The following is a 23,384-nucleotide window of genomic DNA, read 5'->3' as shown; positions in this document are numbered from 1 at the left end:
AGAACGATGAGGTTCACCCGTCTCGCGTCCGTGGCCACGGCCGTGACGCTGGCCGCGGCGATGGCCGCCTGCGGTTCCAGCGAGAAGACCGTCGACCAGGAGGCCGGCAGCACCGACAACAAGGGCGCGCTCATCGGCGTGACCATGCCGACCCGGTCGTCCGAGCGCTGGATCGCCGACGGTGACAACGTCAAGCAGCAGCTCGAGGCGCTGGGCTACAAGGTCGACCTGCAGTACGCCGAGGACGACATCGCCACCCAGACCCAGCAGCTCGACACCCAGATCACCAAGGGCGCCAAGCTCCTGGTCATCGCGTCGATCGACGGCACCGCGATCACCACGCAGCTGGAGAGCGCGAAGTCCAACAACATCCCGGTCATCGCGTACGACCGCCTCATCCGCAACAGCCCGAACGTGGACTACTACGCCACCTTCGACAACAACAAGGTCGGCGTCCAGCAGGCCACCTCGCTGCTGACCGGCCTCGGCGTGCTCGACGCGTCCGGCAAGGAGACCGACAAGAAGGGCCCGTTCAACATCGAGCTCTTCGCCGGCTCGCCCGACGACAACAACGCGACGTTCTTCTTCAACGGCGCGATGAGCGTGCTCCAGCCGTACATCGACAAGAAGGTCCTGGTCGTCAAGTCCGGCCAGACCAAGTTCGAGCAGGCCGCCACGCTGCGCTGGAAGCCGGAGACGGCCCAGGCCCGCATGGAGAACCTGCTGACCTCGACCTACCGCTCGGGCGCCAAGGTCGACGGCGTGCTCTCGCCCTACGACGGTCTGTCGATCGGTATCCTCTCCGCGCTCAAGAGCAGCGGCTACGGCACCGCCTCGCAGCCCTACCCGACCGTGACCGGCCAGGACGCCGAGGCCGCCTCGGTCAAGTCGATCATCAAGGGTGAGCAGTACAGCACCATCTACAAGGACACCCGCGCGCTGGCCAAGGCCACCGTCGAGATGGCCGACGCCGTGCTGAAGGGCCAGACCCCGAAGACGAACAACACCACCGACTACAACAACGGCGTCAAGGTCGTTCCTTCGCAGCTGCTCGACTCGGTCATCGTGACCAAGGAGAACTACAAGAAGGAGCTCATCGACACCGGCTACTACACCGAGGCCGACCTGAAGTGACCGAAGCCGACATCATCCTTCGGATGCAGGGCATCACCAAGACGTTCCCTGGCGTCAAGGCCCTGTCGGACGTCAACGTGGACGTGCGTCGCGGCGAGATCCTCGCGATCTGCGGAGAGAACGGCGCCGGCAAGTCCACGCTGATGAAGGTGCTGTCGGGCGTGTACCCGCACGGCTCGTACGACGGAGAGATCTTCTTCGACGGCGAGCCGTGCCGGTTCGCCGGCATCCGCGACAGCGAGCACAAGGGCATCGTCATCATCCACCAGGAGCTGGCGCTGGCGTCCAACCTCTCGATCGCCGAGAACATCTTCCTCGGCAACGAGCAGGCGACGCGGGGCATGATCGACTGGAACAAGACGAACGCGGCGGCCGCCGAGCTGCTGCGCCGCGTCGGCCTCCGCGAGAACCCCACCACCCAGGTCCTCGACATCGGCGTGGGCAAGCAGCAGCTCGTGGAGATCGCCAAGGCGCTCACCAAGGACGTCAAGCTGCTCATCCTCGACGAGCCGACCGCGGCCCTCAACGACGACGACTCCGCGCACCTGCTCGAGCTGCTGCGCGGGCTGCGGGACGAGGGCATCACCTGCGTCATCATCTCGCACAAGCTCAACGAGGTCATGGCGATCGCGGACCGGGTGACGATCATCCGGGACGGGCAGACCATCAAGACGATGGACCTGGCCACCGACGAGGTGACCGAGGACAAGATCATCGCGGGCATGGTCGGGCGCGACCTGGACAACCGGTTCCCGCCGCACGAGTCGCACATCGGCGACGAGGTGCTGCGGATCGAGGACTGGACCGTGCACAGCCCCACCCAGCACGGGCGGGTCGTCGTGCGCGGTGCCAACCTGAGCATCCGCCGGGGCGAGATCGTCGGCCTGGCCGGGCTCATGGGCGCCGGCCGGACCGAGCTGGCCATGAGCGTCTTCGGCCGCACCTACGGCACCAACATCTCCGGCCGGGTCTTCAAGGACGGCAAGGAGATCCAGGTCAAGTCGGTGCAGGACGCCATCAAGCACGGGCTCGCCTATGCCACCGAGGACCGCAAGCGCTACGGCCTCAACCTCATCGAGGACATCAAGCGCAACGTGTCCGCGGCCGGGCTCAAGAAGCTGGCCAAGGGCGGCTGGGTCGACGACAACGAGGAATACAAGGTCGCCGACGACTACCGCAAGTCGATGAACATCAAGGCGCCCAACGTCGCGAGCATCGTCGGCAAGCTCTCGGGCGGCAACCAGCAGAAGGTCGTGCTGTCCAAGTGGATCTTCACCGATCCGGACGTGCTGATCCTCGACGAGCCGACCCGCGGCATCGACGTCGGTGCCAAGTACGAGATCTACACGATCATCAACCGCCTGGCCGACGAGGGCAAGGGCGTGCTGGTGATCTCCAGCGAGCTGCCGGAGCTGCTCGGGCTCTGCGACCGCATCTACACCCTCGCCGAGGGACGGATCACCGGTGAGGTGGCCCGGGCCGACGCGACCCAGGAGGGTCTCATGACCCTGATGACAGGACAGGAGGTCGCGCGGTGACGAGCGTGGCACCCACGAACGCCGACCTCGCGCTCGGCACCCCCTCGGCCAGCCAGCCGGGGAACTCGCCGCGGAAGTTCAACTTCAACCTCCGCGAGAGCGGCATCTACCTCGCCTTCGCGGCGATCGTGCTGCTCTTCACGATCCTCACCGGCGGCGACATGCTGGCGCCGCAGAACATCAGCAACATCATCGTCCAGAACTCGTACGTCCTGATCCTCGCGATCGGCATGATCCTGATCATCATCGCCGGCCACATCGACCTCTCGGTCGGCTCGGTGGTCGGCGCGACCGGCGCGTTCGCGGCGGTGCTGATGGTCAACCACAACGTGCCGTGGCCGGTGGCGATCCTGGCGACGCTGATCGCCGGTGGCCTCATCGGCGCGTGGCAGGGCTACTGGGTCGCGTACTTCGGGATCCCGGCCTTCATCGTGACCCTCGCGGGCATGCTGCTCTTCCGCGCGGTCACGCTGACGATCCTGGGCAACCGTGGCATCGGCCCGATCCCGGACGACGTCCGCACGCTGGCCAACGGCTTCACCGACGGCTACCTGGGCAACATCGGCCTGGGCGCGCTCGGCGGCGCCGACCTGTTCACGCTGATCGTCGGCATCCTCGCGGTCGCCGCGATCGCCTGGACCCAGTGGCGTCAGCGGGCCGGCCGGCTCAAGTACAACCAGGCGGTCGACCCGGTCTGGCTGTTCATCACGAAGATCGCGGTCGCGGCGGTCGTCGTGATGTTCGTCGTGGTCGCCCTCGCCCGCTACCACAACCTGCCCTGGGTCCTGGTGCTGCTGGCGGCCCTGATCATCGGCTACTCGATCTACACCAACCGGGCGGTCTTCGGCCGGCAGATCTACGCCATCGGCGGCAACCTGCAGGCCGCGACGCTGTCCGGCGTCAAGGTCAAGAGCGTCACCTTCTGGCTGTTCGTCAACATGGGCGTCCTCGCCGCGGTCGCCGGCATCGTCTTCGCCGGCCGCCTCAACCAGGCGGGCCCGACCGCGGGCAACAACGCCGAGCTCGACGCCATCGCGGCGGCCTTCATCGGCGGCGCGGCGGTCCAGGGCGGCGTCGGCAAGGTCGTCGGCGCCATCACCGGTGGCCTCATCATGGGTGTCATCAACAACGGCATGCAGCTGCTCGGCGCCCCGTCCGAGCGCGTCATGCTGGTCAAGGGCGCCGTGCTCCTCGCGGCCGTCGCCTTCGACGTCTACACCAAGCGCCGCGCGGGCGCGTCCCGCTGATCCACCGCCGCGCGGGGGGCTCTCCCGGCGCGGCTCGCGCACTCCGCGCCGGTACCGGGATCCATGACGGTGCCGGCGCGGTCCGCGTTTCCGGGCCCCGGCCCTTCGTGCCCGAGCCGCTGAGCAAGGTGCTCCTGCTCACCACCGGCGCCGAGAGCAATGAGGCCGCGATCCGGATGGCCAAGCTGGTCACCGGCAAGCACGAGATCGTGTCGTTCGCCCGGTCCTGGCACGGCATGACCCAGGCGGCCGCCAACGCCACCTACCGGCCGGACATCACCACGCCGGACGGGATCGCGCCGGCGCTGACCTCCACCACGGGCGAGCTCGACCTCGGCCTGGAGATCCTCGACCAGGCCCTCACCGAGGTCACCTCGCGATTCGCGTCACACCGGGGCAGCGCACTGTGGACAGCGTGATGACAATGGATGGGTGACCGATCGAGCACGCACTGTCGTCCGGGAGGGACTGGACGCGGTCGTGCGTGCGCGGCTGGCGTGGCCGGTGGCCGAGAGTCCGCCGATCACGCTGGTCGGGGCGCCCAGCGGCGGGGGCAAGACGACGTTCCTGCGGCAGGTCGAGGAGACCACCGAACATCTGCACGCCGCGTACGTCGATCTCGCGGCCGGGCGGCTGGCCGCCACCGGGACCCCGGGGCCGGGGCGGTCGCCGATCGCCGCGCTGCTGACCGTCCTCGTGTACGAGCTCATGGGCCACCGGGCCAACCTGCGCCGGCTCAGCTTCCCCCGGTACGTGCTCGGGCTGCTCGCCCTCCAGCCGGCCCCCAGCGACCGGCGGGACGTCACGCGGCAGCTCGTGCAGCGGCTGCTCGATGATCAGAAGCGGCCGAAGCTGCCCGACTACGTGCGCGATCTCGCCGGGGGAGCGGCCGACGTGGTGGCCGGGGCGCTCGGAACCACGGCGACGGGCGTGGGGGACGTACTCGTGTCGGCGCTGGCCTCGGGTCTGAGCCGGCGCCGGACCGCGGGGGAGCGCTGGTGGGCGCAGCGCGGGCGCCCGGCCGCGGACGTGCTGGTCGAGCTCAACAGCCGGATCCACGAGGGGCCGGCCTCGCACCGCTGGGCGCAGTCGCAGGAGCTGCTGGTGCGGGCGTTCCTGGCCGACCTGCGCGCGGCCTACGGCGAGCGGTGGTGGCGGCCGTCCGACGACTTCACCGCGGTCGTCCTGCTGGACAACGTGGAGCACGGCGCAGGCTGGGAGTTGCTCGATCTCCTCGCGCGGGTGCGGCAGGAGACGCCGGCCCCCGACCCGCTCACCGTGGTTGCCGCGGCGGGCGCGCCGGTCGGGTCCTTCTCCTTCGACGGTACGGACACCGCCCGCGGCTGTTTCGACCCCCAGCCGCTGGCCGGCCTGACCGTCGGTGAGACCGCGCTGCTGGCCGAGCAGCACGACGTCCGGGATCCCGCGGTGGTCGCGGCGCTGCACCGGCTCACCCGCGGCCACCCCGGCGGGCTCGGCTGGCTGCTGCGCCACGATCCGGCGCTGGCCGCCCTGCGGCAGAACGAGTCCGCCGGACTCCTCGTGGGCGAGCTGCTGCCGGACCTCGCCGGGCCCGATGCCACGACGCTGCGCCGGCTCGTGCACACGGCGGCGGCCGATCAGCTGACGGCGACCACGGAACACGTGGCGACCGAGGGGACCGGGCTCGAGGCGGACTTCGTACCGTTGCGGACCGCGATGATCGGCGGGCTGTGGGCGTACAAAAGGGGGGACGGCGCCGGACCGGCAAGCCTGCATCCCCTCCTGCGCCGCCTGCTCCTGCTGCGGCTGCAGTCCGAGCCGGACGCGTGGGAGGCGACGCACAGGCGCCTGCAACTGCACTACGAGCACCGCTACGACCGCGACCGCGCGCGCTATCACGCGCTGGCCCGGTGCCGGATCGACGAGGTGACGACGGCGCTCTACGAGCTGCTGAGCGACGACGCGAAGGGGTGGCTGGCGGCCTTCGACGCGACGGTCGCGGCGCCCAACCCGCTCGCCGGGCCGGTGCCCGCGGACCCGGACCGGCTGGTCGAGCCGGTCCGGCGGACCGGTCCCGCGCTGATCTATCCGCTGGCCCGGCTGGTGGCCGGCGAGTGGCTGCGCGCGGACCCGCTCGGCCCGGATCGGCTCGACGCCTACGTGCGCCGGCGGTACGGCGACGTGGCCGGCCAGGTGGCGCGCAGCCACCCGACCCTGTCCGAGGCCCTGTACGCCCGACACGAGGAGCTGCCCGGATGACCAGCCAGATCGTCCCGCGCAACAAGTGGCTGCGCCCGCTGCTGGCCGCCGGCGCGGTGCTCGCCGTGTTCGCGGTCGCCGGGCTCGTGCTGGTCCTGCGCTGGAATGCCGCCCACTGCGACGGCCGCGCGATCGCCCGCACCGACGACGACCCGGCCGAGTGCGTCGGCGTCTCGGACGGCGGCTACCTGTTCACGCTGGGCGCCTCGGGCGAGGTGCCCGGGCTGCTCGACTTCCAGCGGCTGATCGCGGCGGAGAACGAGGCGGTCGACGACCCCTCCTACCGGACGATCGTGCTCGTCCTGCCCATGCCGTGGGCCGGCCAGGGGGTGGTCAGCGACGAGCACATCGTCCACCAGCTGGCCGGCGCGTACGCGGCCCAGGCGCAGGCCAACGCCGGCAACAACGGCGACGGCACACCGAAGCTGAAGCTCTTCGTCGCCAACATCGGCCGCCAGGGGCAGGCCTGGCGCACCGTGGCGGACCAGCTGCTCGACCGGCGCGAGGAGGACCGCATCACCGCCGTGGCCGGGCTCGGCGCCAGCCTCGAGAACACCAAGCGCCTCGCCCGGGTCCTCTCCGACGCCGAGCTGCCGATGGTCGGCTCCACGATCACCGCCGACGACCTGAACGGCCACGACTTCCCGCACCTCTACCGGGTCGGCCCGGACAACTCCGACGAGGTGAAGGTGCTGCTGTCCTTCCTGGCCACCCGCCGGCACGACCCGAAGGAGCAGACCTACCTGGCCGTGGCGGAGGACCCGGGCGACGCGTACGTCCGCCAGCTGCGCACCGCCTTCGAGAGCAAGGTCGACGGGTACGCCACCCGTTCCTTCGACCCCACGGCCCTGGGCTGGACCGAAGCCGTCGCGGCGATCGCCCGCGAGGTCTGCAGCCGCCCCGATCCGGTGGCCGTCTACTTCGCCGCCCGCTCCGCCCACCTGCGCGTCTTCCTCGTCGAGCTCGGCACCGCCTGCGCCCGCCCCGGCCGCGTCACCGTCCTCACCGGCGACGACGCCAGCGACCTGATCGACAGCACCGACCCCGCCCTGCGCGCCGCCCTGGGCCGCGGCGTCTTCTCGCTCTTCATGACCGGCCTCGCCCACCCCGACGAGTGGCGAGACTCACCCGTACGCCCGGCCGCCCTCGAAACCCTCCAGGACTGGATCGCGGACCGCGCCGGCCACGTGGGCCTCGACTACCGCGACGGCATCGCCATGATGTCCTACGACGCCGTCTCGGTCACCGTCCGCGCGATCCGCTCGGTGGCCGCCGCGGGCAGCCCCCCGTCCCTGGGCTCCCTGGTCAACGGCTTCAGCCAGATCACCACGGGCGACCCGTACTGCGGCGCGGCCGGCCCGGTCGCCTTCGCCACCGAACCCGGCCGCCGGGGCGACGCCGTCAACAAGGCCGTCCCCATCATCACCCTGCTCCCGGAGGCCAAGGTGGAGTTCATGGACCGCCGCTACCCCGGCACCCCCGCGCAGGCCTGCTGACCATGACGAGCCGTGCTTCAGCAGATCGGCGAGGCTCGGCTCAGCCTTCGGGGCCGAAGAAGTACAGGAGGGTGAGCGCCGCGACGACCAGGGCGGCTACGGTGGCGGCCCGGCCGGACGGGCGTGGGCCGGTCAGCAGCACCGTCACGCCCAGCGGGACGAGGGCCACGCACAGGCCGCCCACGGCGATCAACGACTGCGGCACCTGGGTGCCCTTGAGGGTGCCCAGGGCCAGCGCCGACATCAGGGCCAGGGCGATCGCGCGCCACAGCGGCAGCACGCCCGACCGCCAGGCGCCCGCCGCCAGCACCACCCAGCCGGTGACCACGGCCAGCGCCGGCATGCGGTAGAGGTGCCACGCGCCGTAGCTGCCGGCGACCGCTTGGACGGCGGTGGCGGGGCCCTGGACGCGGACGAGCTGGTACGCCAGGTGGTCGATGCCGCCGTGGAAGGTCCGGGTGAACAGGCCCAGCAGGACCAGGCCCGTGCCCCAGGCTGCCCAGCGGGGCCGGTGAACCCCGATCATGCGTCCCAGCAGGAGCACTGCGGGGGCGAGCACCAGCATCCCGCCGGTGAACAGACTCATGGCCGTGACGATCAACTGCGGGTGCGCCGCGTACGCCGCCAACTGTGCCGGGAAGAAGAAGCCGAACCGGATCCGGAGCAGGACGCCGGCCAGCACGAGCACGGGACCGAGCACCAGCGCGGAGCCGCCGAGCCAGCGCCCGGGGAACGAGTAGGTCATGGCGGCCACCCTGGCGCGGCGGGGCGGCGTACACATCGGACCGTGGGCAGACGCGTCAGGGGGTCGCGCGGGGTTAGCGTGCAGCCGTGAGGGTTGATGTGTGGCCGGCCGCCGGGCTGGCGCTGATCCTCGCCACCACGCCCAGCATCTTCGCGCTGGCCGGCAGCCTGGCTGTGACGCCGGTCGTCCACGCGCTGGACGAGACGGTGGTGTTCCTCGTCGCGGGCTGGGTGGCCGGTGCCGTCGTGCGGTGGCGGCGGGAGGTCGCGGCGCAGCGGGCCCGGGCGGCCGTCGCGGACGAGCGGTTGCGGATCGCGCGGGACCTGCACGACATCGTCGGGCACAGCATGAGCGTGATCGCGGTGAAGGCGACCGTCGCCAACCATGTCGCGGCGACGCGGCCCGACCAGGTGCAGGCCGCGCTGACCGACATCGAGGAGATCAGCCGGGCCGCGCTCGAGGAGACACGCCGGCTGCTGAACACGTTCAAGCCGGGCTTGGAGCCGGTGCCGGGGCTCGCGCAGCTCGGGGCACTGTGTGACTCGGCGCGGGCCGCGGGCGTCGAGACCACTCTGGACGTACGGGCGGAGGACGCTGTGCCCGAGGCGGTGGCCCTGACGGCGTACCGGATCGTGCAGGAAGCCCTCACCAACGTCGTGCGGCACGCGGCGGCCGGGTCGTGCCGGGTGGCCGTGTTCACCCGGGAGAACGGGCTCGCCGTCGAGGTCACCGATGACGGCCGGGACGCGCCGCGCGAGCCGCGGGCCGGGCACGGGCTGACGGGCATGCGGGAGCGGGTGGCCCTCTACGGCGGGACGCTCAGCGCCGGCCCCCCACGATCGCGGCGGCTTCTCAGTGACGGCGACCCTGCCGTACAACCGCGGCAAAGCCGGCCCGGTGACCCTGCCGTACGCGTCATGAGCATCCGGGTGCTGCTGGCCGACGATCACACGGTGGTGCGGAACAGCTTCCGGCTGCTGTTCGAGAGCTCGCCGGATTTCGTGGTCGTCGGCGAGGCGGGCGACGGCCTCGAAGCGGTCACGGCCGGCCGGGCCTGCCGGCCGGACGTCGTGCTCATGGACATCCGCCTGCCCCGCCTCGACGGCCTCGAGGCCACCCGGCGCCTCACCGCCGCCGGACCGCTGCCCCGGGTGATCATCCTGACGACCTTCGACCTCGACGACTACGTGCACGCGGCGGTGCAGGCGGGGGCCAGCGGCTTCCTCGTCAAAGATGTCAGCGCCGCCGCCTTGCTCGACGCCGTGCGCGCGGTGGCCGGGGGCCAGACACTGCTCGCCCCGGGGACCGCCTGCCGCCCGCTGCTCGGCTTGCTGACCGAGCGCGAACGCGAGGTGCTCGTACTGATCGCCCGGGGCCGGTCCAACGCGGAGCTGGCCCGCGAGCTGCACATCACCCGGGGCACGGTGAAGACCCACATCGGTCGCCTGCTCAGCAAGCTGCACGCCCGTGACCGCGCCCAGCTGGTCATCGCCGCGTACGAGGCCGGCCTGATCACGGCGTCGTGAGGAGTGCCCGGGTCTCGGCCATGTAGCGGGCGGCGTACTCGGGGTCGCGCATGGGGACGGAGGGTAGGCGCGACGCGCCGGCCCGCTGTCCGGCCGACCGGTCCCTGCGGCGCCGAGCGACTACGGCTGGCGACGGTGCTGGGCACCCAGACGCTCATGAGCGAGCCGCGGCCAGCCCGAACGACGACGGCTTGACGCCGGGGAAGACGTCGGTCAGTGCGCCGAAGCCGCAGCGCTGCTGGAGGATCTCGCCGATCACCGCGCGGTAGTCGGTCGTGGCGGCCAGGTCGCCGTCGGCCAGGGCGGCCGGGGCGAGGGTCGGCCACTGCGAGTAGACCGTGCCACCCCGGACCCCGCCGCCCATCAGCAGCATGGCGTTGCCGTGGCCGTGGTCGACGCCGCGGCTGGCGTTCTCCGCGACGCGCCGGCCGAACTCGCTGACCGTCACCAGCGTGACCTTGTTCATGCCGGCCGGGCCGAGGTCGGTGGCGAAGGCGGCCAGGGCCTCGGCCACCTCGGCCAGGTTGTCGTACATGCGCTGGCCCTTGGTGGCAGTGCCCAGCCCCTCGTGCATGTCCCAGTCGCCGGAGTCGACGGCGGCCGCGGCCAGGCCCACGTCGGCCTTGACCAGGCGGGCCACGTCGCGCAGGGCGGCGCCCAGTTCGGTCTTGGGATAGACGGCGCCGTTGGCGGGCGCGTAGGCGGTCGCGCGGATCGACGTGGTGGCGGTCAGGGCGGCGTCGGCGGCGAGGGCCGGGCCGGCGAGCGGGGCGGGCGCGGTGGCGTACATGCTGCGCAGGGCCGCGGCCATCGGGCGCTTGGCGCTCTCGCCGGCCAGCGTGAAGCCGTCGACGGAGGCCATGGACACGTCGGCCGACGGCCCGGCGAACAGGCGGGTGGGCATCGCGCCGCCGAGCGAGACCCCGGCGAGGGGTCCCGTGGCGCCGGTCATGCCGAGCATGCGGTCGAGCCAGCCCGTACGCAGGGAGGTGCCGGCGGCGGCCCGCTCCATCTCCTCCATCGCCGCGAAGTGCGAGCGCGTCGGGTTGGGCTGGCCCACCGCGTGCACGGCGCCGAGCGTGCCGCTCTTCCACATGGGCAGCAGCGGCGCGAGGGCCGGGTGCAGGCCGAACATCTCGTTGCCGCCGATCGCCTGGCTCTTGGGCAGCGCGATCGTGGGCCGGGCCTTGTAGTAGCCGGCGTCGCCGATCGGCGCGATCGCGCTCAGGCCGTCGAAGCCGCCGCGCAGCGACAGGACGATCAATGTGTCAGCCGTGTACGTGCCCGCGGCGAACGCCAGCCGGGTCGACAGCCCCTCGCCGACCAGCCCGGTGAGCGCGGCCGCCCCACCGGCCACGGCGGTGCGCTTCAGCAACGTGCGGCGGGAGGAGAGGAAGTCACAGCAACTCACAGAGATCACCTCAGCTGGAAGGCGGGCGCGTCGAGAACCAGCGCCACCAGATAGGGGACGTGGCTTGCGACGGAGGACGCGGTCAGAGGACTGGTCGGCAGCTTCTGCGCGACACTGAGCACGGCGGCGGTGTGATCGGCCGGCAACTTCGCGCCGACCAGGCGGACGGCAAGCGCGTCGATTAGCGCGCCGTACGTGGCGGGCAGGACGGGCACGAGCGACTTGAGCAGGTCGGCGGGCCGGGTGAGCTGCTTGAAGTACCAGCCGGTCGCCAGGTTCAGGTGGTTGTTGCAGCGCAGCAGGAACGCCGACGGCGAGGCCCACGCGGCGGCCACGTCGGGGAAGCCGTTGGGCGGGCTCCAGCGGAAGGGCGCGTTCCCGGCGTTGACCAGGGCGTTGTAGAGCGCGTCCAGCCCGGCGACGCCCGAGGTCTCCGGACCCAGCCCGAGGGTACGCACGGAGGCCGCGAGATCCTCGAACGGCGTGCGCGTCTTCTGCCCGGCCGCCGCGGCGAACTCCGGCGACGTGAACAGCGCCTTGAGCACGGGGGCGACGGCCGTACCGTTGTCGAGGTAGATCTTGGCCAGCCGGGCCACCAGCGTCGCCGGGGCCTCGTCGGCGACGAACCGCACGCACAGCTTGGTGGCGATCCGCTCGGCCGTGGCGGGGTGCGTGGCCAGGTAGTCGAGGAACGCCAGGGCCGCCGCCTCGCCGCCCTCCGCGGTCGCGTTGGCGTGGCTGAAACCGAGGATCTGGACCGCGCCGGTCATGTGCTTGGCGGCGGTGTAGGTGTACGTGCCGGCCGAGCCCACGGTGAGCCCGGTGAGCAGCTTGGCGGCCGCCTTCACGTCGGCCTCGCTGTAGATCAGGCCGACGGTGTGCAGCTCCATGACCTCGCGGGCGTAGTTCTCGTTGGGCAGCGTCTTGGTGCTCGAGCGGTTGTCGAGGTACGTGAGCATGGCGGGGTGCCGGGCGGACGCCTTGAGCATGTCCGAGAACTTGCCGAACGTGTGCGTGCGCAGCACCCGGTCGTAGTCGGAACGGCTGTCCCACACGCCACTCGAGGGCGCGGCGATGTGCAGGTGGTTGGCCCAGAACGCGGCCGTCACCTCGAACAGCTGGCGGTTGCTCCAGATCGCGCGGGCCACGGCGGCGCGGCCCAGCTGACCGAAGGCGTCGTACGAGTGGACGGGCAGCTTCGCGCGTACGGTGGCGATGTCGGCATTGGCCAGCGGCAGCCGGGTGAGCAGCGCGTCCAGCTGGGTGTCGGCGATCGTCGCCGGGGCCAGCTGCTTGTCGAGCCAGCCGGCCACGCCGAGCTTGGTGGCCTCGGCGATGCTCGCGGGCGTCGGGCCGAACGTCGCGCGGCGCAGCAGGTGCAGGATCGGGTCCGTGGCCGGGGTCTCCGCCGCGAGGGCGACCGACTGGGGGATGAGCACGGCGGCGGCGGTGGCGGCGGCTCCGGCGAGAACGGCACGTCGAGTCGTCTGCATGCCGGGCAGTTCGGCTTCCGCGGTTTATCGAAGCAACCCTGCACCCCAACGCTTCCCCATCGCAATCCACGCGCACCCGTCGCTTCCGGCGCGCTCCCGTCGTACGCTCGGGATCGTGGATGGTCTTGATGCGGTGCGGACCCCCTCCTCCTGGGTCGTGGTGGGTCTCGACAACGGCGGCACCTGCAACAACGCGACCGTGCTGGACGCCACCGGGCGCTACCTGGTGGACCGGCTGGTCGAGAACCCGAGCCGGGTCCAGGACGGGCCCGAGTCGGCGGTCGAGTCGCTGGCCCAGGCGTTCGAGGACATCCTCGAGCTGACCCGCACGCCGCTGAGCCTGGTGCGCGCGGTGGGCCTGGACACCCCGGGCCCGGCCAGCGCCGACGGCGTCATCTCGTCCAAGGGCTCGACCAACTTCTCCCAGGTCTCGTGGCACGGCTTCGACATCCGCGGCGCGCTCGAGGCGCGCCTCGGCCTGCCCGTCGTCTATCTGAACGACGCCAACGCGGCGGCTCTGTTCGCCCACAACCGCCATTTCGGTACGGACTCCGCGAACCGATCCTCCGTCGCGGCGATCGTGGGCACGGGCCTCGGCGGCGGGGTGGTCGTGGACGGCAAGGTGGTCAGCGGGGCCGCGGGCATGGCCGGCGAGCTGGGTCACGTGCAGATCCCGTTGCACGGGGTGCTCGAGGACGACCAGCCGCTGCCCCTGTGCAACTGCGGGTTCACCGGCGACGTGGAGAGCATCGCGTCGCTGACCGGGATCAAGAAGAACCTGCTGCCGTACTGGCTGCCGCGCTTCCCGGACCACCCGCTCGCCGCCGAGCCGATCGACCGGGCCGCCAAGCTGTTGCGGGGCTACGGCGAGAAGGAGGACCCGCTCGCCCTCGCCGTCTTCGGGCAGCAGGCCAAGGCGATCGGGTCGCTGTTCACCATCGCGGCGAACTTCACGGATCCGGACGCGTACTTCCTGGGCGGGGGAGTGGTCGAGGCCGCCCCGCACTTCCGCCAGTGGTTCCTCAACACCGTCCGCGAGCACACCCAGTTGCGGCGGGAACAGCAGGCCGCGGCCGCCTTCGCCCTGGTCCCCGATCTCGACATGGCCGGGGCGCGGGGAGCCGCCGTGGCCGCCCTCGACTCGGTCGCGGTGGTCTGACCAGGATTTACATGTCCATCGAAGTATTGACACCACTGGATATTGATCACCCTCATCGGTAGCGTCCACTGTGCCCGTCCGGGGCGGGGGTCCCGGACGCGCCGAAGGGGGAATTCGTGAAGAGACGATCCATCGCGGCCGCATCGGTGGCCGCGCTCGGGCTCGCCACGCTCGCACCCGGCGTCGCCCAGGCCGCTCCGGAGCCGGCCCAGGCGGCCACCGCCAAGGCCGCACCGGGCGCCAAACCCAAGGGCCCCAACCCGTTCCTGGCCGAGCTGCCGCCGGGCGCGCAGCCCGACTATCTCGGCTGGGCCAAGTACCTGAAGACGCAGGCGGCCGCCAAGACCGCCGCCCGTCTCAAGAGCCAGGGCACCTCGCTGGCCGCCAAGGCCGCGGCCGCGGTCGTGGTCGACGAGGACGAGCCCGACGGCACCAGCGGCAGCAACGAGACCCCGGCCGACGCGCAGCGGGTCCGCAACTTCGGCACCGGCGCCAAGCAGAACGCGGCGATCCGGATCCTCGGGCAGCTCGACAACGAGGCCGTCACCCCGGTCACGCGGGCCGCGAACCCGGAGGACGACGGCTCCATCCCGCTCGCCGGGCCCTCCGGCGTCGGTCCCGCCTCCGGCGCCGCGACGATCGCCGCCCAGATCGGCGACGGCCCGCACGGCCGGGCCGCCGGCGGCACCGGCGACTTCGACTTCTACCGGGTCGACGCGGCCGCCGGGCAGACGATCACCGCCGACACCCTCACCGATCCGGACGGCCCGCTCGACACGATGGTCGCGATCTACGCGGCCGACGGCACCCGGGTCGCCTTCAACGACGACCAGTCGCTGGAGACCTTCGACAGCTTCGCGACCTACCGGGTGACCACGGCGGGCGCCTACTACGTGGCCGTCGAGGGATGGCCCAGCCAGCCGCAGGACCCCTTCGACTCGGGCAGCGGCCTGGCGCCGGGCACCGAGGGCGCGTACTCGGTCACCATCTCCGCCGCGGTCGCCGACACGGACTTCTACGCCATCCAGCTCAAGCCGGGTGACGTGCTCGGCGCGTCGGTCAAGGGCTCCGCGACCTACCTGACCGTCTACGACACCGACCCCAAGGAGGTCCACGGCTCCAGCCAGGACGCGACCTCCATCTACCCGCCGCAGTCCCCGCTGCCGGGCGGCGGCAACGCGGCCACCGACCACGTCGCGACCAAGGCCGGCTGGCACTACGTCGGCGTCACCTCGGGCAGCGGCGCGTACGACATCACGGTCGAGGCCTACCGCCCGCCGCTGGAGGGCGCCAAGCCGACCCAGACGCTGTTCCTGGACTTCGACGGCGGCCGGGTCAACACCGGCATCTTCGGGGGTACGGGCAACGTCACCCTGTCGCCGTTCTCGGCCTTCGTCGCCAAGTGGGGCATCCCGCGTGCCCAGGAGGACGAGCTCATCGACGGGATCGTCGCCGAGGTCACCGAGAACCTCAAGCAGGACATGATCGACAGCGGTCTCAACAAGCGGTTCAAGCTGCGCATCCTCAACAGCAAGGACCACGCCGACCCGTGGGGCCAGGAGAACGTCAGCCGCATCGTCGTCGGCGGCACCATCGCCGAGAGCGGCGTGCCCACCATCGGCATCGCCCAGAGCATCGACCCGGGCAACTTCGGCACCGAGGAGACCGCCCTGGTCCTCCAGGACGTCCTCAGCGAGCCCGGCGGCGAGGACACCCCGGCCTCGCTCAACACCTATCTGACCCCGGCCAGCGACCGGATCGCCTTCGTCGCCCAGGCCGAGGGCAACGTCATCGCCCACGAGGCCGGCCACTTCTTCGGCAACTGGCACACCGACAACGCCAGCCCGGACGTCAACCTGCAGGACGCCGGCGGCGCCAACTTCGACGCCCTCTTCGGCGTCGGCCCCGACGGCATCGGCGGCACCGCGGACGACACTGACGTCGACTTCGGTCTCGACCGCTTCAGCCCCGCCGAGGGCTTCATCGGCACCGAGGACACCCTCGGCCGCATCGCCTTCGGCCTGACCAGCTAGGACCTCACCGCACCCGGCGGCGGCCGGCTCCCTCCCGGGGGCCGGCCGCTGTGCGTCCGCCGCCCGCCCTCAGCTTCGGAAAATACTTACGCCGACCTCGCGCGACCGCGTGTCGTCCGCCGTGGTCAGGGCGGTCGCCTCGTCCACAGCGATCCTGTCGGTCGCTTCCTCCACGGCGATGGCTTCGGTCGCTTCGTGCGTGGCGATCATCTCGGTCGTCTCCTCCGCCTCGACCGGCGGGATGGCTGCCATCGTGGCGAGCCCAGCGCCGTCATCGCCCGCGGCGTCGTGACTGCCCTCGGCGTCGTGACCGCCCGCGGCGTCGTCACCGCCATCGGCCGAGTCACCGCTCCCGGCCGAGTCGGCGGCGCGACGGGCCGTCCAGCGCCGCAGCACCCACGACACGGCGAACAGGATCGCCACCATGATGGCCACGAACAGCAGAAGGTACGGCCAGGCCCCGCCCAGGAACGTGCCGACCGCCCGCACCACCTCGTAAGCGATCGCGAACGGATTGGCCCCGCTCAAGTCGGGCGTGGCCAGCGGCACAGCGGCGATCTCCATGGCGCCCACCCTAGGGCGCCCGTCCGCGAGGCGCCCTGGATCAAGGGATCTTGGCAGCTTCGGGGGAGACCGTCAGCCGGGCTTGCCGGCCAGGACGAGATGGGCGCGGGCGGTGCCGGTGCCGTCGAGGCCGGTGATGCTCCCGTCGCGGGCGAGACCGGGGACCGGCAGGGGCACAGTTCGGACGTCGAAGCCCGCCGCCGTGAGGTCGGCTCGCATCGCCGGGAGGGTCATGGTGCGGTAGTACATGACGAAGGGTGGGCGCCACACGGCGTTGCGGACGCGCATGGTCAGGTCGAAGCCGAGGTAGGCCCAGTAGGCGACCGACGTGATCGGGGGCGGGGAGCCGATCGGGAAGGCGAGGAGGCCGCCGGGGCGCAGGGCGCGGTGCACTCCGCGGAAGACGGCGGGGCGTTCCTCCGGGAGGAAGTGGCCGAGGGCGCCGAAGGTGACCGCCAGGTCGAACTCGCCGGTGAAGGGCAGGGACCGGGCGTCCGCGCGGACGTAGGTGGCGTGCGGGCGGGCGGCGCGGGCCTGGGCGAGCATGCCGGCGCTGAAGTCGACGCCGGTGATCCCTTCCGGGCAGAGGCCGTCGAGGACGCGCAGGCCGGCGCCGGTGCCGCAGCAGACGTCCAGGCCGCGGTGGAACGGGCCGAGCCCGGTGAGCGCCGCGGCGGTCGCCTCGAGGACGCTTTCCGGGGTGCGGAACGGGGTGTGGTCGAACTTGGGCGCCAGCAGGTCGTAGCCGTGCTCGACCGAGGACAGGGCCTGGACGGTGAGCTCACGCAGGGACGGGCCGCGGGGAGAGAACACGGCCCGAGGGTACCCGCCCCCGGCCGCCCGCCTCGCGCGCGAAGCTGCCCGCGCGCGAAGCTGCCCGCGCGCGAAGCTGCCCGCGCGCGAAGCTGCCCGCGCACAACGCCGGGCTGCGGACGAGCCCGTCGCCGGCCGCGCGAGGAGCCGCGCGACCGGCCGATGCGGATCAGTGTCAGCTGCGGGAGCGGGGCAGGCAGCACTTCTTGTACTTGTTGCCCGAGCCGCACCAGCACGCCCCGTTGCGCTCCGGCGGCCACGGGATCTGGCTCGTGCCGCCGGACAGCTGGCGGGCGTAGGCGGCGCGGGACTTCGGGTCGGCCGGGTCGTCGCCGTCGGCCGCGGCGCGGGTCAGGCCGTCGGCGGTGCCGGAGAGGACGGTCAGGCCGGTGCGGCCGGTGCCCGTGAGCCGGACCAGCTCGCGCTCGAGCCGGGCGCGGTGCTCCTCCCAGTCCTTGCCGTAGGACTCGGACAGGGCCGGCCACTGGGCGACGACCTTGTCGAACTCGGCCTGCGGGAAGAACAGCAGGCTGTCGGCCTGGGTCGCCGTCGCGGCGTTGGCCAGGCGGGTCTCCAGGCGGTCGGCGAGGTTGTCGTGCGTGTCGTGCGGCAGGTTGAGGGCGTGGCGCACCCGGTGGCGCTGCTGCAGCAGGAAGAACAGCAGGCCCGCGTCGTCCGCGCTGGACGGCTCGGCGGTGCCGCCGGACGCCTTGCGCTCGGCCAGGGCCTCCTCGACGGCCTCGGTCAGCCAGTCGAGGGCGATCCGGTTGCGGCCGCCGATCGAGAGGGCGGCGCTGATGTAGGCCGCGGCGTCCGAGTGCTTGGTCAGCGCCGGGCGCAGGGGCTCGAGCTCGGCCAGCGCGTCGTCCGGGCGGCCCGCCTGGAACAGCATGCGGGCGTGCGCGGCCTTGGCGGTGACGGCGGGGCCGTCGTCGCGGGTGCCGTAGAACGCGACGGCCCGGTCGGCATAGCGCAGCGCGGCGTCGAACTTGTGGCGGGCCTCGGCGATCTCGGCGGCGAGCACGAGGGCGGTGCCGCTGTCGTCGGGCTCGGCGAGGCGCCCGGCCTCCGCGGCCTCGGCGAGCTCGGCGGCGAGGCCCAGCGGGTCGGGGCGGCCGAGCGCGGTCTGGCGGAGCTCCCGGAGACCGTCGTTGGTCAGGTCGGTTGAAGTCAGCACGCCGCTACGCTACTGCGGACCGTCCCCGCGTGGATGTTGATCTGCATCTCACTCTGGCGAGTCATTCCTTCATCGCCGTCTCGACGTCGGGGTGCAACGACAGATAGCTGGTGAGTCCCAGCGTGTCGAGCAGCCGGCGCAGGAAGCCGGACGGCGCGGCCAGCCGGACCCAGCCGCCGCGCTCCATCGCGCGGCCGTGCGCCGTGACCAGGACGCCGACGCCCATGGAGTCGCAGAAGTCGAGCCCGGAGAGGTCGACGACGATGTGCGGGGTGGAGCGCTCGACGAGCCGCCCGATGTTGGCCTTCAACGCCGGGGCGGTGTCGATGTCGAGGGAGCCGCGGAGGGTCAGCACGGCCGTGTTCGGCGGGTGGTGCGCGACCGAGACCTGCATCGTGGGGTGTCGCTTTCTGGGGGAGGGCAGGGGTCAGCCGTGGAACTCGAGGGATCGAGTGGCGGTGGTCACTACACCCTATGCGAGCGCGCGCTCACGGGCGAATCGTGCGCGGCGGCGTACGGTGATCGTCGTGAGTATCGGCAAGGGCGACATCGCGCCCGACTTCGAGCTGCCCGACCAGGACGGCACGCCCCGGCGGCTCAGTGAGCTGCTGCAAGACGGGCCCGTGGTGCTCTTCTTCTATCCGGGCGCGCTCACCCGCGCCTGCACGGCCGAAGCGTGCAATTTCCGCGACCTGGCGGCCGAGTTCCGCGCGGCCGGCGTCCAGCGGATCGGCATCAGCAAGGACCCGGTCGGAAAGCAGAAGGAGTTCGCCGACAAGTTCAGCTTCGACTATCCGTTGCTGTCCGACCCCGGGATGACAACCATCGAGGCGTACGGCGTGAAGCGCCGGATTCCGCTCGGGCCGATCGCCACCAAGCGGCTCACCTTCGTCATCGGCCCCGACCGGCGCATCCTCGACGTCATCCACAGCGAGCTGGACATGAACCAGCACGCCGCCCGCGCCCTCGAGGTGGCGAGCGGCGCGTAGGGCAGGCAGCGGGCCGCGCCCCCGAAGGGCGAGCGGCGCGACCCGCGGCGGCTCAGACCTCGTTGCGCCACTTGCGGCCGGAGCGGCCGATGAGGCGGTCGGCGTCGGTGGGACCCCAGCTCGCGGCCTCGTACGTCGGGATGGGCGACTTGTCGGCCGCCCAGTGCTCGATGATCGGGTCGACGATGCGCCAGCACTGCTCGACCTCGTCGGTGCGGATGAACAGCGTCGGGTCGCCGAGCAGGGCGTCGAGGAGCAGCCGCTCGTACGCCTCCGGGGACTCCTCGCGGAACGTCTGCTCGTACGAGAAGTCCATCGAAGCCGTCCGCACCCGGAACGAGTGGCCGGGGACCTTGGCCCCGAAGCGGAGCGAGATGCCCTCGTTGGGCTGGATGCGCAGGATCAGCGCGTCCGCCTCGAGATCGGTCAGCTGGTTGGTCGGGATCGGCAGGTGCGGCGGCCGCTGGAACTGCAGCGCGACCTCGGTGAGCCGGGCCGGCAGCCGCTTCCCGGTCCGCACGTAGAACGGCACCCCGGCCCAGCGCCAGTTGTCGACGTTGAGACGCATCGCCGCGTACGTCTCCGTACGCGACAGCGGGTCGACGCCCACCTCGTCGCGGTAGCCGGCCATGAGGTCCTCACGCGTGCCGCCGCGCGTGTACTGGCCGCGGACGGCGACGTCGGCGATGTCCCGGTCGGTGGGCAGGCGGATGGCCTGCAGCAGCTTGACCTTCTCGTTGCGCAGGCCCTCGGCGTCGAAGGAGGCCGGCGGCTCCATGAGCGCGAGGGCGAGCACCTGGAGCACGTGGTTCTGCACGATGTCGCGCATGGCGCCGGCGTGCTCGTAGAAGCCGCCGCGGGTGCCGACGCCCAGCGTCTCGGCCACGGTGATCTGCACGTGGTCGACCCACGAGCGGTTCCAGATGGGCTGGAAGATGGCGTTGGCGAAGCGCAGGGCGAGCACGTTCTGGACGGTGTCCTTGCCCAGGTAGTGGTCGATGCGGAACACCTGCGGCTCGTCGAACGCCGCGTGCACGATGCCGTCGAGCTCGCGGGCGCTGGCCAGGTCGTGCCCGTACGGCTTCTCGATGACCAGCCGCGCGAAGGAGCCCTCGCGTGCGACGTTGAGCCCGGCGCCGGCCAGGCCGTTGATCACCGGCTCGAAGGCCTCGGCGGGCGTCGAGAGGTAGAAGATCCTGTTCCCGGCGGTGCCCCGGGTGGCGTCCAGCTCGTCGAGCGTCTCGGCCAGCCGCTTGTACGTGGCCGGGTCGTCGTAGCCGCCGGAGACGTAGCGGATGCCGCCCTGCAGCTGCGCCTTGTCGGCCAGGCTGCGGCTGCCGAGCGCGCTCGCGGCGAACTGGTGGTCCTCCATCGGCGTGCGGGCCACGCCGACCAGGGCGAACTCGTTCGGCAGGCGGTTGTGCCGGGCGAGGCTCTCCACGGCGGGGAGCAGCTTGCGGCGGGTCAGGTCGCCGGAGGCCCCGAAGATCACCAGGGTGGCGGGGGGCGCGTTGCGATCCGGGGCGGCGAGCTGGGGAGCGTTGTCCATCGTTCTGGTCATCCTCCGACCGAGTACGTGTGCGCTTGCTCCCGACTTTACGCAGCAAGGTGTCCTCAGGGATCAAACGACCTTGCCGATGCGTCCAAAGCCATAGCCTCAAAAGTGGCAATATGGCGGGTAAGCCGCCAACCCGGCAGAGGAGACCTCGTGAAGTATCGGCTCGTGACCCGCAGCGACTTCGACGGCCTGGTGTGTGCCGTGCTGCTGCGCGTGCTCGACCTGACCGACGACATCATGTTCGTCCACCCCAAGGACGTGCAGGACGGCGTCGTCGAGATCACGGACCGTGACATTCTCACCAACCTGCCGTACGACGCCCGCGCTCACCTGGTCTTCGACCACCACCATTCGGAAACTATCCGTAACGAGGGCGACGAGCGCACCAACCATGTCATCGACGCCGACGCGCCGTCGGCGGCCCGGGTGATCTACGACTACTACGGGGGCGCCGAGCGCTTCCCCGAGGTGTCCGACGACCTGATGCGCGCGGTCGACCAGGCCGACGCCGCCCAGTACGAGCTGCACGACATCCTCGACCCGCAGGGCTGGACGCTGCTCAACTTCCTCATGGACAGCCGCACCGGGCTGGGCCGCTTCCGCGAGTTCCGGATCTCCAACTACCAGCTGATGATGCTGCTCATCGACGCCTGCATCCAGATGGCCTCGGTCGACGAGATCCTCGAGCTCAAGGACGTCGCCGAGCGCGCCGAGATGTACCGCGAGTGCTCCGCCCTCTTCGTCGAGCAGCTGCGCCGGGTCAGCCGGGTCGAGGGCGACGTGGTCATCGTCGACTACCGCAACGAGGACACGCTCATGGCGGGCAACCGCTTCATGATCTACGCCCTCTATCCCGAGGCCCGCGTCTCCGTGCACTGCATCTGGGGCCGCAACAAGGTCAACACGGTGTTCGCGTGCGGCAAGTCGATCCTCGACCGCACGTCACCGGTCGACATCGGCTCGGTCATGCTCAAGTACGGCGGCGGCGGTCACCTGGCGGCCGGCACGTGCCAGGTGCCGCACGAGGAGTCCGCCCGGGTCGAGCGCGAGATCATCGAGGCGCTCAAGACGCCGCAGGCGGCCCTCTTCAAGGGCTTCGTGACGACCGCCGCGGCCGCCGCCAAAGCTGCCTAGACGTTAAACGGCGGGGTGGGAGTCGCCTCCCACCCCGCCGGACGCAAGTCGCGGATCTTGCCCTTGACCCCACTTGCATGTCGTGTTCCGCGCCCCACGCGCTTTTTCACGACCGAGGGTTTTTCGCGGCCCACCTGAAGTGGCACTTGCGCAGGGGAGACGCCTGATCTCCACCGCCGCGAACAAATCCTCGTTGCGCCCGCGCCCACCTGCGCGGACACGCTTCTACTCCTTCGACGGGCCGTCTTCCTGGTAGCGCCAGCTCGACTTCTTGGCCTTGCCGGTCGCCCCGGCACCGACGCTGACCAGCTCATCGTCCGACTTGTCAGCCTCGGGAGAGGACGAGTCGTCGGCCGCTTCTTCCTTTCGGCGTCCCCGCAGGAGCACCACGGCGCCCGCGACGGCGATCAGGCCGGCCAGGACCCAGCCGGCGATCGTCCAGAAGCCCGGCCCGTCGTCCTGCGCCGCCTCGGCCAGCGCCGCGAACATCGCCTCGTCGTCGGCCGACGTGGTGCCGGTGCCGCCGTCGTGCCCCGAGTGCGTGGACTGCTGGTCGGCCGCGCTCGGCGGCGCCAGCTCCAGCGTCACGGGCGGCATCGGCGCACCCTGGGCCGGGTTCGCGTACGTGGGCTCGATCGTGAACTTCATCTCGGTGCCGGTCGTGGGGATCGGTCCCAGGGAGACGGTCAGATCGGCGGACTGGCCGGGCGGGAGCTCCTTGCCCTTCACGGCGACCCAGGTGATCGCGGCCGCGGTCGAGCTGACCGGGGTGCCGCCGTGAATCGTGGTCAGCGGCGTGTCCAGGGTCATGCTGTCGATCAGCGGCGCCCAGTCGTTGACCGAGAGCGGATAGACCTCCGCGACCGGCATCTCCTTCGGCAGCGTGACCTTGACCTTGGTGATCGGGCTCTTGGCCGTGTTGGTCACGTGGAAGAGGATGTTCTGCCCGGTGCCCTGCGGCACGATCGACGGCGTGACGGTCGCGTCGGCCGCGGCGGGGGCCGCGAAGCCCAGCACACCGGCGGCGGCGGTGGCGGCCAGGGCGCCCGCCCGGAGGTGCTCGAAGAGTCGGCTCACGGGAAGTAGTTCGGGCCGGGGCGGGGAAAGGTTCAAAGCCCGCGAGATT

At 71.6% G+C, this 23,384-nt stretch carries 20 protein-coding genes; 11 read left to right on the top strand and 9 right to left on the bottom strand.

The features are described 5' to 3' along the window. The first annotated feature begins 6 nt into the window (after positions 1–6). The 6 genes from chvE (at position 7) to RAN62_RS33715 (ending at position 7,656) form a co-directional block, all read left to right on the top strand. A complete protein-coding gene (gene chvE, locus RAN62_RS33740) occupies positions 7–1,134 on the top strand; it encodes a multiple monosaccharide ABC transporter substrate-binding protein (RefSeq protein ID WP_305788892.1) in 1,128 nt (375 codons plus the stop codon). 23 nt (positions 1,135–1,157) lie between these two features. Beyond that, positions 1,158–2,672, top strand: a complete 1,515-nt coding sequence (gene mmsA, locus RAN62_RS33735; RefSeq protein ID WP_305788891.1) for a multiple monosaccharide ABC transporter ATP-binding protein — start codon at positions 1,158–1,160, stop codon at positions 2,670–2,672. Continuing rightward, positions 2,669–3,919 carry a multiple monosaccharide ABC transporter permease gene (gene mmsB, locus RAN62_RS33730; protein ID WP_305788890.1) on the top strand — a complete coding sequence of 417 codons (1,251 nt, stop codon included), beginning with the start codon at positions 2,669–2,671 and terminating at the stop codon, positions 3,917–3,919. The genes mmsA and mmsB overlap by 4 nt, the downstream gene beginning before the upstream one ends. Before the next feature lie 107 nt (positions 3,920–4,026). After that, entirely contained in the window at positions 4,027–4,338 is a 312-nt protein-coding gene (locus RAN62_RS33725) for an aminotransferase class III-fold pyridoxal phosphate-dependent enzyme (protein WP_305788889.1), read from the top strand. 13 nt (positions 4,339–4,351) lie between these two features. Continuing rightward, complete coding sequence (locus tag RAN62_RS33720; protein ID WP_305788888.1) at positions 4,352–6,160, top strand: hypothetical protein; 1,809 nt, start codon at positions 4,352–4,354, stop codon at positions 6,158–6,160. Continuing rightward, positions 6,157–7,656: a type 1 periplasmic-binding domain-containing protein gene (locus RAN62_RS33715; protein ID WP_305788887.1), complete on the top strand. Its 1,500-nt coding sequence runs from the start codon at positions 6,157–6,159 to the stop codon at positions 7,654–7,656. Before RAN62_RS33720 ends, RAN62_RS33715 begins: the two co-directional genes overlap by 4 nt. 40 nt (positions 7,657–7,696) lie before the next feature. On the opposite strand, the gene RAN62_RS33710 is transcribed toward RAN62_RS33715, so the two are convergent. After that, positions 7,697–8,401, bottom strand: a complete 705-nt coding sequence (locus tag RAN62_RS33710; RefSeq protein ID WP_305788886.1) for a hypothetical protein — start codon at positions 8,399–8,401, stop codon at positions 7,697–7,699. Positions 8,402–8,487: 86 nt separating this feature from the next. Between RAN62_RS33710 and RAN62_RS41290 the strand changes: the two genes are divergently transcribed. Beyond that, positions 8,488–9,927, top strand: coding sequence for a response regulator (locus RAN62_RS41290; protein WP_369077225.1), 1,440 nt, complete (start codon positions 8,488–8,490; stop codon positions 9,925–9,927). Between the two features lie 154 nt (positions 9,928–10,081). Here RAN62_RS41290 and RAN62_RS33695 read toward each other — a convergent pair whose 3' ends face one another. Continuing rightward, on the bottom strand, positions 10,082–11,338 hold the full coding sequence (locus tag RAN62_RS33695) for a DUF1501 domain-containing protein (protein WP_305788885.1): 1,257 nt from the start codon (positions 11,336–11,338) through the stop codon (positions 10,082–10,084). A gap of 5 nt (positions 11,339–11,343) precedes the next feature. After that, positions 11,344–12,831, bottom strand: a complete 1,488-nt coding sequence (locus RAN62_RS33690; RefSeq protein WP_305788884.1) for a DUF1800 domain-containing protein — start codon at positions 12,829–12,831, stop codon at positions 11,344–11,346. Positions 12,832–12,946: 115 nt separating this feature from the next. Between RAN62_RS33690 and RAN62_RS33685 the strand changes: the two genes are divergently transcribed. Both RAN62_RS33685 and RAN62_RS33680 read left to right on the top strand, forming a co-directional pair. Further along, positions 12,947–13,990, top strand: a complete 1,044-nt coding sequence (locus RAN62_RS33685; protein ID WP_305788883.1) for an ROK family protein — start codon at positions 12,947–12,949, stop codon at positions 13,988–13,990. 116 nt (positions 13,991–14,106) lie between these two features. Continuing rightward, positions 14,107–16,023: a PPC domain-containing protein gene (locus RAN62_RS33680; RefSeq protein WP_305788882.1), complete on the top strand. Its 1,917-nt coding sequence runs from the start codon at positions 14,107–14,109 to the stop codon at positions 16,021–16,023. Between the two features lie 69 nt (positions 16,024–16,092). On the opposite strand, the gene RAN62_RS33675 is transcribed toward RAN62_RS33680, so the two are convergent. The 4 genes from RAN62_RS33675 to RAN62_RS33660 form a co-directional block, all read right to left on the bottom strand. Further along, positions 16,093–16,587 carry a hypothetical protein gene (locus RAN62_RS33675; RefSeq protein ID WP_305788881.1) on the bottom strand — a complete coding sequence of 165 codons (495 nt, stop codon included), beginning with the start codon at positions 16,585–16,587 and terminating at the stop codon, positions 16,093–16,095. Positions 16,588–16,659: 72 nt separating this feature from the next. After that, positions 16,660–17,400: a class I SAM-dependent methyltransferase gene (locus tag RAN62_RS33670; RefSeq protein ID WP_305788880.1), complete on the bottom strand. Its 741-nt coding sequence runs from the start codon at positions 17,398–17,400 to the stop codon at positions 16,660–16,662. Between the two features lie 175 nt (positions 17,401–17,575). After that, positions 17,576–18,577, bottom strand: coding sequence for an SEC-C domain-containing protein (locus RAN62_RS33665; protein ID WP_305788879.1), 1,002 nt, complete (start codon positions 18,575–18,577; stop codon positions 17,576–17,578). A 61-nt stretch (positions 18,578–18,638) separates the two neighbouring features. Continuing rightward, entirely contained in the window at positions 18,639–18,971 is a 333-nt protein-coding gene (locus RAN62_RS33660; protein WP_305788878.1) for an STAS domain-containing protein, read from the bottom strand. Positions 18,972–19,104: 133 nt separating this feature from the next. Between RAN62_RS33660 and RAN62_RS33655 the strand changes: the two genes are divergently transcribed. Beyond that, positions 19,105–19,566 (top strand): peroxiredoxin, encoded by a 462-nt coding sequence (locus RAN62_RS33655; protein ID WP_305788877.1) that lies wholly within the window; start codon positions 19,105–19,107, stop codon positions 19,564–19,566. Positions 19,567–19,618: 52 nt separating this feature from the next. Here the strand turns inward: RAN62_RS33655 and zwf are convergent, their stop codons facing one another. Beyond that, the gene (gene zwf / locus RAN62_RS33650) at positions 19,619–21,115 is read right to left on the bottom strand and encodes a glucose-6-phosphate dehydrogenase (protein WP_438874588.1); all 1,497 of its coding nucleotides are present in this window, start codon (positions 21,113–21,115) and stop codon (positions 19,619–19,621) included. A 159-nt stretch (positions 21,116–21,274) separates the two neighbouring features. Between zwf and RAN62_RS33645 the strand changes: the two genes are divergently transcribed. Beyond that, positions 21,275–22,258 carry a DHH family phosphoesterase gene (locus tag RAN62_RS33645; RefSeq protein WP_305788875.1) on the top strand — a complete coding sequence of 328 codons (984 nt, stop codon included), beginning with the start codon at positions 21,275–21,277 and terminating at the stop codon, positions 22,256–22,258. Positions 22,259–22,483: 225 nt separating this feature from the next. Here the strand turns inward: RAN62_RS33645 and RAN62_RS33640 are convergent, their stop codons facing one another. Beyond that, the gene (locus tag RAN62_RS33640) at positions 22,484–23,335 is read right to left on the bottom strand and encodes a DUF1775 domain-containing protein (protein WP_305788874.1); all 852 of its coding nucleotides are present in this window, start codon (positions 23,333–23,335) and stop codon (positions 22,484–22,486) included. Positions 23,336–23,384 lie beyond the last annotated feature (49 nt).

Origin of the sequence: Symbioplanes lichenis, from assembly GCF_030709675.1 — a bacterium.
In the GTDB taxonomy this organism is placed as follows: domain Bacteria; phylum Actinomycetota; class Actinomycetes; order Mycobacteriales; family Micromonosporaceae; genus Actinoplanes; species Actinoplanes lichenis.
This window is presented reverse-complemented; position numbering and strand designations above follow the sequence as displayed.

What these genes read in the sequence shown, in the direction of transcription:
- chvE (WP_305788892.1), top strand. Translation starts at nt 7, where the DNA reads ATGAGGTTCACCCGTCTCGCGTCCGTGGCCACGGCCGTGACGCTGGCC.
- mmsA (WP_305788891.1), top strand. Translation starts at nt 1,158, where the DNA reads ATGCAGGGCATCACCAAGACGTTCCCTGGCGTCAAGGCCCTGTCGGAC.
- RAN62_RS33715 (WP_305788887.1), top strand. Translation starts at nt 6,157, where the DNA reads ATGACCAGCCAGATCGTCCCGCGCAACAAGTGGCTGCGCCCGCTGCTG.
- RAN62_RS33710 (WP_305788886.1), bottom strand. Translation starts at nt 8,401, where the DNA reads ATGACCTACTCGTTCCCCGGGCGCTGGCTCGGCGGCTCCGCGCTGGTG.
- RAN62_RS33690 (WP_305788884.1), bottom strand. Translation starts at nt 12,831, where the DNA reads ATGCAGACGACTCGACGTGCCGTTCTCGCCGGAGCCGCCGCCACCGCC.
- RAN62_RS33675 (WP_305788881.1), bottom strand. Translation starts at nt 16,587, where the DNA reads ATGGAGATCGCCGCTGTGCCGCTGGCCACGCCCGACTTGAGCGGGGCC.
- RAN62_RS33660 (WP_305788878.1), bottom strand. Translation starts at nt 18,971, where the DNA reads ATGCAGGTCTCGGTCGCGCACCACCCGCCGAACACGGCCGTGCTGACC.
- zwf (WP_438874588.1), bottom strand. Translation starts at nt 21,115, where the DNA reads ATGGACAACGCTCCCCAGCTCGCCGCCCCGGATCGCAACGCGCCCCCC.